12 protein-coding genes are annotated in these 13,768 nt (G+C 40.3%); 10 read left to right on the top strand and 2 right to left on the bottom strand.

Annotated elements, in window-relative coordinates; translation table 11 throughout:
- Positions 1 to 62 precede the first annotated feature (62 nt).
- The 10 genes from EL097_RS05565 (at position 63) to pepC (ending at position 10,931) form a co-directional block, all read left to right on the top strand.
- Complete coding sequence (locus EL097_RS05565; RefSeq protein ID WP_003044802.1) at positions 63 to 1,406, top strand: DEAD/DEAH box helicase; 1,344 nt, start codon at positions 63 to 65, stop codon at positions 1,404 to 1,406.
- 195 nt (positions 1,407 to 1,601) lie between these two features.
- Entirely contained in the window at positions 1,602 to 2,429 is an 828-nt protein-coding gene (locus tag EL097_RS05570) for a transporter substrate-binding domain-containing protein (protein ID WP_003044801.1), read from the top strand.
- Positions 2,430 to 2,571: 142 nt separating this feature from the next.
- Complete coding sequence (locus EL097_RS05575) at positions 2,572 to 3,375, top strand: amino acid ABC transporter permease (RefSeq protein WP_003044798.1); 804 nt, start codon at positions 2,572 to 2,574, stop codon at positions 3,373 to 3,375.
- Positions 3,375 to 4,118 (top strand): amino acid ABC transporter ATP-binding protein, encoded by a 744-nt coding sequence (locus tag EL097_RS05580; protein ID WP_003044795.1) that lies wholly within the window; start codon positions 3,375 to 3,377, stop codon positions 4,116 to 4,118. Before EL097_RS05575 ends, EL097_RS05580 begins: the two co-directional genes overlap by 1 nt.
- Positions 4,119 to 4,223: 105 nt before the next feature.
- On the top strand, positions 4,224 to 4,448 hold the full coding sequence (locus EL097_RS05585; protein ID WP_039994698.1) for a DUF4059 family protein: 225 nt from the start codon (positions 4,224 to 4,226) through the stop codon (positions 4,446 to 4,448).
- Between the two features lie 62 nt (positions 4,449 to 4,510).
- A complete protein-coding gene (gene trxB / locus EL097_RS05590; RefSeq protein ID WP_003044789.1) occupies positions 4,511 to 5,434 on the top strand; it encodes a thioredoxin-disulfide reductase in 924 nt (307 codons plus the stop codon).
- 156 nt (positions 5,435 to 5,590) lie between these two features.
- Positions 5,591 to 6,976 (top strand): amino acid permease, encoded by a 1,386-nt coding sequence (locus tag EL097_RS05595; RefSeq protein ID WP_003044785.1) that lies wholly within the window; start codon positions 5,591 to 5,593, stop codon positions 6,974 to 6,976.
- Positions 6,977 to 7,141: 165 nt separating this feature from the next.
- Complete coding sequence (locus EL097_RS05600) at positions 7,142 to 8,602, top strand: nicotinate phosphoribosyltransferase (RefSeq protein WP_003044784.1); 1,461 nt, start codon at positions 7,142 to 7,144, stop codon at positions 8,600 to 8,602.
- Positions 8,599 to 9,423 (top strand): ammonia-dependent NAD(+) synthetase, encoded by an 825-nt coding sequence (gene nadE, locus EL097_RS05605; protein WP_003044779.1) that lies wholly within the window; start codon positions 8,599 to 8,601, stop codon positions 9,421 to 9,423. The genes EL097_RS05600 and nadE overlap by 4 nt, the downstream gene beginning before the upstream one ends.
- Positions 9,424 to 9,599: 176 nt before the next feature.
- The gene (gene pepC, locus EL097_RS05610) at positions 9,600 to 10,931 is read left to right on the top strand and encodes an aminopeptidase C (protein ID WP_003044773.1); all 1,332 of its coding nucleotides are present in this window, start codon (positions 9,600 to 9,602) and stop codon (positions 10,929 to 10,931) included.
- 55 nt (positions 10,932 to 10,986) lie between these two features.
- On the opposite strand, the gene pbp1a is transcribed toward pepC, so the two are convergent.
- A complete protein-coding gene (gene pbp1a / locus EL097_RS05615; protein ID WP_003044769.1) occupies positions 10,987 to 13,155 on the bottom strand; it encodes a penicillin-binding protein PBP1A in 2,169 nt (722 codons plus the stop codon).
- On the bottom strand, positions 13,142 to 13,750 hold the full coding sequence (gene recU, locus EL097_RS05620; protein WP_003044766.1) for a Holliday junction resolvase RecU: 609 nt from the start codon (positions 13,748 to 13,750) through the stop codon (positions 13,142 to 13,144). The genes pbp1a and recU overlap by 14 nt, the downstream gene beginning before the upstream one ends.
- Between the last annotated feature and the right edge of the window lie 18 nt (positions 13,751 to 13,768).

The following is a 13,768-nucleotide window of genomic DNA, read 5'->3' on the forward strand; positions in this document are numbered from 1 at the left end:
CCCCACTCCTTTTGCTTGTCTATCGCATTAATGATATAATATGGAAGAAAACGAGGTAAAACATGTCATTTAAAGATTATCATTTTAAACACTATATTCAGCAGGCGCTGGAGGAGATTGGTTTTGTCAACCCAACAGAGGTTCAACAACGGCTGATTCCTGTTGTTAGCTCAGGTCGTGACTTAGTTGGGGAATCTAAAACAGGTTCTGGGAAGACGCATACTTTTTTGTTGCCAATCTTTGAAAAATTAGATGAGGATAAGGCAGAAGTCCAAGTGGTTATTACAGCACCAAGTCGTGAATTAGCTACTCAAATTTTTGATGCCTGTAAGCAAATTGCAAAGCATTCCCAAAAAGAAATTCGTTTGGCCAACTATGTTGGCGGTACAGACAAACTCCGTCAAATTGAAAAGTTAAAGAGTAGTCAACCTCATCTTGTGGTCGGCACACCAGGTCGTATTTATGACTTGGTCAAGTCTGGAGACTTAGAGATCTACAAGGCAACGACATTTGTGGTGGACGAAGCTGATATGACTATGGATATGGGCTTTTTAGATACCGTTGATAAGATTGCTGCTTCACTTCCAAAATCAGTTCAGATTTTAGTCTTCTCAGCGACCATTCCTCAAAAACTCCAACCCTTTTTGAGAAAATACTTGACCAATCCTGTTATTGAACAGATTAAGACAGAGACCGTTATCGCAGATACTATTGATAACTGGCTTGTATCGACAAAAGGACGTGATAAGAATGGTCAACTGTTAGAGATTCTCAAAGCCATGCAACCTTATATGGCCATGCTTTTTGTCAATACCAAAGAACGTGCAGATGACTTGTATGCCTTTTTAGTAGCTAATGGCTTGAAAGTGGCTAAGATTCATGGTGGTATTCCTCCAAGAGAACGCAAGCGAATCATGAATCAGGTCAAAAAACTGGACTTTGAATACATTGTTGCCACAGACTTAGCGGCGCGTGGGATTGATATTGAGGGAGTTAGTCATGTTATTAACGATGCCATCCCACAAGACTTGTCCTTCTTTGTCCACCGTGTAGGACGGACTGGTCGAAATGGCATGCCGGGCACTGCTATTACCCTTTACCAGCCAAGTGACGACTCAGACATCAAAGAATTGGAAAAAATGGGGATTGCCTTTACTCCAAAAATGCTTAAAAATGGAGAGTTTCAGGATACTTATGACCGTGATCGCCGTCAAAACCGTGAAAAAGCCTATCAAAAGTTAGACACAGAAATGATTGGTTTGGTCAAAAAGAAAAAGAAAAAAGTCAAACCAGGTTACAAGAAAAAAATTCAGTGGGCTGTTGATGAAAAACGTCGTAAAGAACGTCGCGCAGCAAGTCGTGCTAAAGGTCGTGCGGAACGTCAGGCGAAAAAACAAAGTTTCTAAATGCTAAAGAACAGGTGCTACTAGAGGCTCTGTTCTTTTTTGTTTTGTCAGAGGTCCTTTCCTTATTTTAGCGGCTTAACGATGTTCTTGATAAGCCGTGATTACGATTTTTATCAAGCTGATAGGTAAATGGTATTGGGCAAAGCATTTCAAATTTGTTAGACTTTTGTCAAGGATAAGGAAGGGAGATTAGCAATGGTATCTTATTCTAAACTATTTAGGGGATTATTAATAATAGGACTGAGTTTAACCCAATTGGTCTTTGTTCAACAGGCAATGGCAGGCTCAAAAGAAGAGGTTATCGTTGCCACAGATGCTGTTACCAAGCCATTTACTTATAAGCAAGGCAGTCAGCACACTGGCTACGATATTGAAGTTTTGAAACAAATCTTTAAAGGTTCCAAAACGTACCGCCTCACCATTAAGACCGTTTCTTTTCCTTCCATTTTATCAGGGATTGATTCTGGGCGTTACCATATTGCAGCCAATGATTTTGGTTATAGCAAGGAAAGAGCTGAGACATACCTATTTTCAAAGCCTATTTCAAAATCTCATTATGCTTTGGCAAGTAAACCTTCGCGAACTTATCGTCGTCTTGCGGATCTTTCAGGGAAAAAAACGCAGGGCATGGCAGGAGCCAACTACATGCAAGTGTTAGAAAAATGGAATCAAAGCCACCCAGATAAAAAGCCTATTCATTTAAGCTATGTTTCGGGTTCAAGTCCTTTTACACAAAGGTTACAACAAGTGGAAGAAGGTCAACTTGATTTTGTTTTCTATGATGCTATTTCCCTAACGACAGCTATCAAGGAGCAAGGCTTTTCTTTGAAAGTGAATCAATTAACCGGAAACCTAGCTAGTGATAAAGATGGTTTAGAATATTATCTATTTGCTAAAGATAAAAAAGGGAAAGCGCTGCAAACGTTTGTGAATAAAGGATTAGCTAAGCTTCAAAAATCAGGAAAATTAAAGACTTATAGCCAAGACTTTTTTGGAGGAGACTTTGTTTCAGACCTTCCTTAGGGTTTTATAAGGGAGTTTTGACATCTTTCAAGGAATGCTTTGGTGATCATTTTTGCTTATTGCCATAATACGGATTTACTATTTTACATGCGGGTCTAAGAGTGTTAGAATATTAAGACAAACAAGTATAAAGGGGAAATACATGACATCAGTGTTTTTAACCAGTGGTTGGGCTTGGTATGATCAACTCATCTCACCGATTCCACATGGGAAACTTTTTAGTTGGCATGCTGTTTTTGATGCCATTCCAAATATTATCCAACGGCTTCCGATCACTCTTGGTTTGACACTGGCAGGGGCTATCTTTGGTTTGGTTTTGGCTTTGGTTTTTGCCATCGTCAAAATTAACAAAGTGAAGGTGCTTTATCCTATTCAGGCCGTTTTTGTGAGCTTTCTGCGGGGGACGCCCATCTTGGTACAGTTAATGTTGACCTACTACGGTATTCCCCTCTTTCTAAAATTCCTCAATCAGAAGTATGGCTTCGAATGGAATATTAATGCAATTCCGGCTTCTATTTTTGCCATTACAGCCTTTGCTTTTAATGAAGCAGCCTATGCTAGCGAAACCATTCGAGCAGCCATTTTATCGGTAGATACAGGTGAAATTGAAGCAGCAAAAAGTCTAGGCATGACTTCTGTGCAGGTTTACCGTCGTGTCATTATTCCTAATGCAGCTGTTGTGGCTATTCCAACCTTGATTAATGGCTTAATTGGCCTAACCAAAGGTACCTCTCTTGCCTTTAATGCAGGGATTGTGGAAATGTTTGCCCAAGCTCAAATTCTAGGCGGATCAGATTATCGTTATTTTGAACGTTATATTTCTGTTGCTCTTGTTTATTGGTCTATCAGTATTTTGATGGAGCAGGTAGGTCGCTTGATTGAAAACAAGATGGCCATCAAAGTACCAGAGCAAGCTAAAAATGAAAAGTTAGGAGAATTGCGCTGATGATTACAATTAGAAATTTGAGCAAGGTCTTCTCAGGTCAAAAAGTTTTGGACGATCTAAGCCTTGATATTGATAAGGGGCAAGTTATTGCCTTAGTAGGAGTTTCGGGAGCAGGGAAATCAACCTTTCTGCGTAGCTTAAATTATTTGGAAAAACCAGATACGGGTTCTATCAGTATTGATGAGTTTACCGTCAATTTTGAAACCATTACCAAGGAGCAAGTTCTTATTTTACGTCGAAAGCTTGCCATGGTTTTTCAGCAATTTAACCTTTTTGAGCGACGCACAGCCCTTGATAATGTCAAAGAAGGCCTCAAAGTGGTCAAAAAACTATCTGACCAAGAAGCGACCAAGCTGGCACGGGCAGAACTGGCTAAGGTTGGACTAGCTGATCGGGAACATCATTACCCGCGTCATTTATCAGGGGGCCAGAAACAACGGGTGGCTTTAGCAAGGGCTTTGGCAATGAAGCCAGATGTCTTGTTGCTGGACGAACCAACTTCAGCTCTTGACCCAGAGTTGGTTGGTGAAGTGGAAAGAGCTATTGCTGATGCTGCAAAATCTGGTCAAACCATGGTTTTGGTTAGTCATGATATGAATTTTGTCTATCAAGTCGCAGATAGGGTTCTTTTTTTGGAGCAAGGGAAAATCTTGGAACAAGGAACTCCAGAGGAGGTCTTTAAATATCCGAAAGAAGAACGAACCAAAGAATTTTTTGCAAGCTATTCAAAAACGTATATTTAATGCCATTCTTTTGTTATAATAAAAAGGTCTAGGTATCCCTGGACCTATTCTTATCTTGTGTAATAAGAAAAGTTTCCGGAAAAGTAAGAATGACCAGGTGGAAATATGTTAATAGAAATTTTTAGCCTTTACCTAAAGGGGCTTATCCTATCAAGCGTGACGATGGTATCTATTTGTTTACTATGGACACTATGGCGGGCAAAAATGAAAAAAGATAAGACCTTGGTTGAACGGCAGGCCTTTCTCTATGAGATGTTAATGGTTGCTATTTTAACCATTCCAATTTTATCCTTTGCCTTTATGAGTATTTTGGTTGTCTTAAAATCATAATCGTTGCAATAAAGAATTGAGATTGCTACAATGTTGACAGAATCATTCAAAGGAGTTAGAACATGTACGATACATTAATTATAGGTTCAGGCCCAGCCGGCATGACTGCTGCCTTGTATGCGGCAAGAAGTAACTTGCGTGTTGGCATTATCGAGCAAGGCGCTCCAGGCGGCCAGATGAACAACACGTCTGAAATTGAAAATTACCCAGGTTATGACCATATTTCAGGACCAGAATTATCAATGAAGATGTACGAACCTTTGGAAAAATTTAAGGTTGAAAACATTTATGGGATTGTTCAAAAAATAGAGGATTTTGGGTCATACAAGCGCGTGTCAACCGAAGATGAGAGTTATGATGCTAAAACAATTATCCTTGCAACAGGGGCTAAATACCGTGTGTTAGGGGTACCAGGTGAAGAAGAATATACCAGTCGTGGGGTATCTTATTGTGCTGTTTGCGATGGGGCTTTCTTTAGAAATCAAGACCTCCTTGTTGTAGGAGGAGGGGACTCAGCTGTAGAAGAAGCCATCTACCTGACCCAATTTGCTAAAAAGGTAACCGTAGTTCATCGCCGTGACCAATTAAGAGCTCAAAAAATCTTGCAAGACCGTGCTTTTGCTAATGACAAGGTTGACTTTATCTGGGATTCTGTTGTTAAAGAAATTCAGGGCAATGACATTAAGGTCTCCAATGTGTTAGTTGAAAATGTGAAAACAGGCACAGTAACTGACCATGCCTTTGGAGGTGTTTTCATCTATGTTGGTATGATTCCTGTCACAAGCATGGTGAGTGAGCTAGGCATTACTGATCAAGAAGGCTGGATTATCACAGATGATCACATGCGCACAAGTATTCCTGGTATCTTTGCGATTGGAGACGTTCGCCAAAAAGACCTTCGTCAAATCACAACAGCTGTTGGAGATGGCGCCATCGCTGGTCAAGGAGTTTATCATTACATTGAGAATATGCCATCAGAAAGCTAGAAGGAGTGGGGCAGCTGCCCTCCTCTTTTTTAGTGACCTGTTGGCTAAATACCGCTGCTAGAACCCTGAGTTTTGCTCACTTCTCCTTTAGATAAATGTTGAAAATTTTCTGAAAAGAGGATATAATAAATAGTATTTTAGTGAATGGAGTTTAGAATGTCTATAAAAGAACAAACAGACAATAAAGAACTAGAAAATGGAATGGTAAGGGGCTTAGAAAATCGTCATGTGCAGTTAATTGCGATTGCAGGAACGATTGGAACAGGTCTCTTTTTAGGGGCAGGACGCTCCATCGCCTTGACAGGACCATCTATTATTTTTGTTTATATGATTACAGGTGCCTTCATGTTTATGATGATGCGCGCTATTGGCGAAATGCTCTATTATGACCCAGACCAACATACCTTTATCAATTTTATTACCAAATACATTGGTCCAGGCTGGGGTTATTTTTCGGGGCTATCCTATTGGATTTCCCTTGTTTTTATTGGAATGGCTGAAATCACAGCGGTCGGTTCCTATGTTCAATTTTGGTTTCCAACCTGGCCAGCCTGGCTAATCCAGCTTGTCTTTTTGGTGCTATTAAGCTCCATCAACTTGATTGCCGTGCGCGTTTTTGGAGAAACAGAGTTTTGGTTTGCCATGATTAAAATTGTAGCTATTTTAGCCTTGATTGCGACAGCGATTTTCATGGTTCTAACAGGTTTTGAAACACATACAGGGCATGCCAGCCTCTCTAATATTTTTGACCACTTTTCCTTGTTTCCAAAGGGGAAGTTGAAATTCTTCATGGCTTTCCAGATGGTTTTCTTTGCCTATCAGGCTATTGAATTTGTTGGCATCACCACTTCTGAAACAGCCAATCCAAGAAAAGTGTTGCCAAAAGCCATTCAAGAAATTCCAACCCGTATTGTTATTTTCTACGTAGGAGCCTTGGTATCTATTATGGCAATTGTGCCATGGTATCAATTACCAGTTGATGAATCTCCATTTGTAATGGTGTTTAAGCTGGTTGGGATTAAATGGGCAGCCGCTTTGATTAACTTTGTGGTTTTGACTTCAGCAGCATCAGCCCTCAATTCAACCCTTTATTCAACTGGTCGTCATCTCTATCAGATTGCCAATGAGACTCCAAATGCCTTGACCAATCGCTTAAAAATTAATACCTTATCACGTCAAGGTGTTCCAAGCCGTGCTATCATTGCTTCAGCTGTTGTGGTTGGTATTTCAGCCCTGATTAATATTTTGCCAGGAGTTGCAGATGCTTTCTCCCTTATCACAGCCTCCTCATCTGGTGTTTACATTGCAATCTATGCCTTGACCATGCTTGCTCATTGGAAATATCGCCAATCCAGTGACTTTATGGCAGATGGCTATTTGATGCCAAAATATAAGGTTACGACGCCGTTGACGCTTGCATTTTTTGCCTTTGTTTTTATCTCCCTTTTCTTGCAAGAATCCACTTATATTGGTGCTATTGGAGCAACGATTTGGATTATTGTTTTTGGGATTTACAGCCATTTAAAATTTAAGCGAAGCTAATGTCCTTATGAACTGAGTCCTACTATTACCAGCTTTCAACTGGTGATGGTTTGGAATCAGTTCTTTTTTCTACAATCAGGTTGGCGATAGATTTCTAAACCCTCGTCCTAAACCCTCTCTTAAAATATGTTATAATAATAACAATAATTCAAAGGAGTCCCCTTTATGTATAAAGATGATAGTTTAACACTCCATACTGATTTATATCAGATTAATATGATGCAAGTTTATTTTGAACAAGGCATCCATAACCGTCATGCTGTTTTTGAAGTCTATTTCCGCAAGGAGCCTTTTAACAATGGTTATGCTGTCTTTGCTGGTTTGCAACGTATGGTGGAGTACTTGAACCAATTTCAATTTTCTGAAGCTGATCTAGCCTATTTAAAAGAGTTGGGTTATCATGACGCTTTCTTAACCTACCTCAAAGAGTTGCGTTTGGAATTGACCATTCGTTCTGCCAAAGAAGGGGATTTGGTCTTTGCCAATGAACCAATTGTGCAAGTGGAAGGCCCCCTTGGTCAATGTCAATTGGTAGAAACAGCCCTCTTGAACATTGTTAATTTTCAAACCTTGATTGCCACCAAAGCAGCCCGTATTCGTTCTGTGATTGAAGATGAGCCGCTTTTAGAATTTGGGACCCGTCGTGCACAAGAATTAGATGCTGCAATCTGGGGAACCCGCGCAGCAATGATTGGCGGAGCTGATGCAACAAGTAATGTGAGAGCAGGCAAACTTTTTGATATTCCTGTCTCTGGTACCCATGCCCATGCCCTTGTCCAAGCCTACGGCAATGACTATGATGCTTTCATGGCTTATGCCAAGACACACAAAGATTGTGTTTTTCTGGTGGATACCTATGACACACTTAAAGTAGGTGTGCCAACAGCTATCCGAGTGGCTCAAGAAATGGGTGACAAGATTAATTTCCTAGGTGTTCGATTGGATTCTGGTGACTTGGCTTACCTTTCTAAAAAAGTCCGTCAGCAGCTGGATGACGCTGGTTTTACCGAGGCTAAGATTTATGCTTCCAATGACCTTGATGAAAATACCATCCTCAACTTGAAAATGCAAAAGGCTAAGATTGATGTTTGGGGTGTCGGTACCAAACTGATCACAGCCTATGACCAACCTGCCTTAGGAGCGGTTTATAAAATTGTATCCATTGAACAAGAGGATGGGACCATGCGTGATACCATTAAGTTATCTAATAATGCTGAAAAAGTATCTACGCCAGGAAAAAAACAAGTCTGGCGCATTACTAGCCATGAAAAAGGCAAGTCAGAAGGTGATTATATTACCTTTACTGATATTGACGTCAACGCCTTGACTGAAATTGAGATGTTCCACCCAACCTATACTTATATCAATAAGACGGTCAGAGATTTTGATGCTGTTCCTCTCTTAGTTGATGTTTTTGTCAAGGGGGAATTGGTTTACCAGCTACCGACCTTGTCTGAAATCAAGGCTTACGCTAAAAAAGAATTTGACAAGCTTTGGGACGAATACAAGCGCGTGCTCAACCCGCAAGATTACCCAGTTGATTTGGCGCGAGATGTTTGGCAAAACAAGATGACCTTGATTGATAAAATTCGTAAAGATACTCATGGAAAGAGTGATTTAAAATGACCTTACAAGAAGAGATTATTCGTCAACTAGGGGTCAAAGCTAGCATTGACCCACAAGAAGAAATTCGAAAAACCATTGATTTTTTAAAAGCTTATTTACATAAGCATCCTTTCTTGAAAACTTATGTCTTAGGGATTTCTGGAGGACAGGATTCTAGCCTTGCGGGTAAGTTGGCACAAATGGCTATTGCTGAATTACGAGCTGAAACAGGTGATTCTGCTTATCAATTTATAGCTGTTCGCTTGCCTTATGGGGTTCAGGCTGATGAAGCAGATGCACAAAAAGCCTTGGCTTTCATTGCGCCAGACCAAACCCTTACCATTAACATCAAGGCAGCCGTGGATGGTCAAGTAGCAGCCTTGCAAGAGGCTGGCATCGAGATTTCTGATTTCAATAAGGGTAATATTAAAGCACGTCAGCGCATGATTAGCCAATATGCGATTGCTGGTCAATTAGCTGGTGCAGTCATCGGAACGGACCATGCTGCAGAAAACATCACTGGTTTCTTTACTAAATTCGGCGATGGCGGTGCCGATATTCTACCGCTTTTTAGGCTTAATAAACGCCAAGGAAAGGCTCTTTTGAAAGTTTTAGGAGCAGATGCTGCCCTCTACGAAAAAGTTCCAACTGCTGATTTGGAAGATCAAAAACCAGGTTTAGCTGATGAAGTCGCCTTAGGAGTGACTTATCAAGAGATTGATGACTACCTCGAAGGGAAAGCTATCTCTGAGGAATCTCAGGCAACCATTGAAAAGTGGTGGCAGAAAGGGCAACACAAGCGTCATTTGCCAATCACCATTTTTGATGAGTTTTGGAAATAAGAGATGATGTTCAAAGGTTAAAAAAGAAAACAAAAAGTTAGGTTAGCCTAACTTTTTTCTTGAAGAAAATCAAATAAGGTCTATAATAGAAGTAATCCTTTAGAATAAAATGGCTGGAACCATCTTGCCAGTATTATTTCAGGTGAAGTTTATCTTAATATTTTAGGAGGACAATAATGTCAGCATTAACAGAGACATTTACAGAACAATTATTTGCTCATTACGAAGCCAATGCAAAATTCTCAGCTATTGAGAATGCCGTTACACATAATGGTTTGCTAAAATCATTAGAAACCCGTCAAAGCGAAGTAGACAATGATTTTGTGTTTTCTATTGATTTAACTAAGGACAAGGTATCCAATCAAAAGGCTTCGGGTCGCTGCTGGATGTTTGCTGCCTTGAACACTTTCCGACACAAATTAATCACAGAATTTAAGTTAGAAAATTTTGAGTTGTCACAAGCTCATACTTTCTTTTGGGATAAGTATGAAAAAGCCAACTGGTTTATGGAACAGGTCATTGCTACAGCTGACCAAGAATTAACCAGTCGTAAAGTCAAGTTTCTCTTGGATGTTCCACAACAAGATGGTGGTCAGTGGGACATGGTGGTTTCCTTGTTTGAGAAGTATGGAGTGGTGCCAAAATCAGTTTACCCAGAATCCATCTCATCAAGTAACAGCCGTGAATTAAATCAGTATTTGAATAAATTATTGCGACAAGATGCTCAAATTCTTCGTGACCTGATTGCGACAGGTGCTGATGAAAAACAAGTTGGGAATCGAAAAGCAGAACTTCTTCAAGAAATTTTCAACTTCTTGGCCATGACGTTAGGCTTGCCACCTCGTCATTTTGACTTTGCCTACCGTGACAAAGATAATCAATATCATCTTGAAAAAGGCTTGACACCTCAAACTTTCTATGACAAATTTGTAGGGCTAAAATTATCTGATTACGTTTCTGTTATCAATGCCCCAACTTCAGATAAGCCTTATGGCAAATCCTATACCGTTGACATGCTAGGTAATGTGGTTGGTAGTCGTGAAGTTCGCTACCTCAATTTGGAGATGGATCGCTTCAAAGAACTTGCCATCAAGCAACTGCAGGCTGGTGAGTCCGTTTGGTTTGGCTCTGATGTGGGTCAAGTTTCAGATCGTCAAAAAGGCATTTTGGCAACTAATACTTACGATTTTGCAGCTAGCATGGATATTCGTCTTAGTCAAGATAAGGCTGGACGCTTGGATTACAGTGAAAGTTTGATGACACATGCTATGGTCTTAACAGGTGTTGACTTAGATGAAGCAGGAAAACCGTTAAAATGGAAGGTTGAAAATTCATGGGGTGAGAAGGTTGGTGACAAGGGTTACTTTGTTGCTTCAGATGCTTGGATGGACGAATATACCTATCAAATCGTTGTCCGTAAAGAATTCTTAACAGCTGACGAGCTAGCGGCCTATGAAGCAGAGCCACAAATGCTAGCCCCTTGGGATCCAATGGGTGCTTTAGCCTAATCATAATCACAAAAAACTCCTTTGGGATTGAATAAACCCAAGGGAGTTTTGGTTTTTAATGATTTGTTTTTTTATCATCTGTTGTGGCATGATCAGCGCCACTTTCAGTGCTGGTTGAGCCGTTGGCATCATTGGTATCTGTCGTTTCATCAGTAGTCGTTGATTGACTAGATGTGGACGATGAGGTATTACCATAGAGGTTATTGTAAACCGAATTGGTATAGTCAGTGTTACTTGCATAAGTCCCGCTTAAGTAAAGGAAACCACCACTGCGGTAGAGACCACTTGGCATGGTCCAATCGTCACTGTAACCATTTGTTAAGTAGGTCATCATGCTGCGGTAAACATCGGAGGCAATTTCTAAACTATAACCATAAACTGGGGTCAAGCGGTTTTTGTAACCTGTCCAGACAGCCATAGCGTATTGATTGGTAAAGCCAACAAAGTTTTCATCTGGAGCCAGAGTGCCAACATAATCTGAATAAAGGCCATACTTCTCACCAATTTTAGCCAGTTCTTCGTCAGTGTAATTAGAGGTACCCGTTTTACCAGCTTGGGCAACGCCAGGAATAGCAGCGGCAGTACCTGTACCGTAAGAAAGAACCGTTTTCAACATATCTGTCATCATGTAGGCTGTTGTTTCTTTCATGGCACGTTTGCCTTTATCTTCAAAGACTTTACTGGTGCCATCGCTGAATTCAATCTTGTTGACGTATTGTGGTTTGTAGTAAATCCCACCATTAGCAAAGGCGGCATAGGCAGCGGCCATTTTCTCACTACTTGCTCCATACTTGGTCTCAGAACTGCTATTATTACTTGAAATAGCATTTGAATAATGCATTTCAGGGTAATTAATACCAAGACCGCTCAAGAAAGAACGAGCATAGTCAAGGCCAGCCGCATCAAGTGCTCTAACAGCAGGAACGTTACGAGATAGCATAATAGCTGATTGAATGGTCATCCAACCATTGTATTTGCGGTCCCAGTTGAACAACTGGGTAGTAGTGCCAGGCCAATAATAAACAGAGTCATTAGTAGATTGAGCGGTAGAATTGTAAGCTCCAGATTCAATGGCTGGAGCATAAGCAGTGATTGGTTTCATAGTGGAACCCCAGTCACGGTCTGTCAAGACGGCCTGGTTGGTTCCAAAAGAAACGTTCTCATCCTGGTTACGACCACCTAGTTGGGCGATAACATGACCGTTAGTAACATCTACAACGGTTGATGCCACCTGAAAATCTTGGTCAGGGTAGTACACGTAATCATTAGAATTGTAAATGTTGTAGAGGGTTTGTTGAGCTTCTGGGATAATGTTAGTGTAGACTTTTAAGCCAGAAGTGAAAATGTCTTTGTTGGTTGCTTTTTTAACTTCTTCAATAACTTGTTTCAAGTAATTATCCATGTATTTTGGATAGGTTGAGCGTTGTTGAAGAGGTTGGAGACCATCGGCAACAGGAGTAGCAAGAGCAGCTTCATATTCAGCTTTGGTAATGTTCTTTTCCATGTACATTTGTTGTAGCACGACATTACGACGATTTTGAGCAGCATCAGGTTGTGTATAAGGATCGTATTGACTTGGGGCTTGTGGAATACCAGCTAATAATGCTAACTGTGCATAGGACAAATCTTTGAGGTCTTTGCCATAGTAAGATTTAGCTGCAGTCAGCATACCATAGTTTCCATTGCCCATATACACTTTATTAATATAGAAGGTTAAAATTTCTTGTTTGGTGTATTTACGCTCCATTTGCAGAGCAAGCCATACTTCTTGAGCCTTACGCTTCAAAGTTTGGTCGGACTCATTGGTTGAGAAGTATGCTAATTTAATCAATTGTTGGTCAAGAGTTGACCCTCCTTGAGTGGTTTTGCTGGTTAAATTGTGGAAGGCTGCACCAAAAATACGATAAAGATCTACCCCACGGTGGTTGAAGAAACGTTTGTCTTCAATAGAAGTGATGGCATTGACCAAATTAATAGGAATACTATCAGCTGTCACATTTTCACGTTTTTCAGAACCTAAGTCAGCGATAAGGTTGTTATTGCCGTCGTATACAAGGCTTGAATTGGTCGATTTAAGCTCTGCTTCCGATAATTTTGGAGCACTGCTAATATAAAAAGCAAACAAAAGTCCGCCCAAAACGATTGTCACAATGATAAGACTAAGGATAGCACCGAGTACATATTTTAGCCATTTAAGGATTTTTGGATTTTTAATTGTAATCACCGCCTAAAAAATTTTGTTCTATTATGTCTAAGTAAGGGACCTGAGGAAATGCTCCCATCACTATCTCAAAGCCATGTTTTCTGATATAATCGAGGGGCATGGATTTGTTCCCGTGATCGATTTGATAAAAATCAATCAGTGCTTTAGCAGGTAAATAGTAGGTTTCCTTGAGGGTCGAAAAGTGAAGAAGGACAAAACAAATTCCTTGTTGCTCCAAAACGGCTACCATGTGTTCAATCTGATGAAGATGAAAGTTTTTCATGGGCATGGCTGTTTTTTGTCTGGTTTCCTTAGCTTCAAAATCAATATAATGCCCCTTGTAAACACCAGAATAGTCAGTTGTGGAAGCCTGTCTAAAGTAAGCTTCTACAATCTTAGCGCGACTACGCTTAGGGTAGTCTACCTTAACAATTTGGATAGGGGTAGGTTTTTTATGAATAACAGCTATTTGCTGTGACAAATAATAATCGTTTGTCGCATTGATAGTTGCTTCAAAGGACATGCCTCGGTTAGCAAAATCCACCTTATTTTGTTTTGATCGCTTTTGAACAGAATTTGGTTTTTGCCGAATAAGATTATGAGGGTAGTTGACCATTGTTCTCCTAACATCATC

It is taken from the genome of Streptococcus canis (assembly GCF_900636575.1).
Taxonomy (GTDB): domain Bacteria; phylum Bacillota; class Bacilli; order Lactobacillales; family Streptococcaceae; genus Streptococcus; species Streptococcus canis.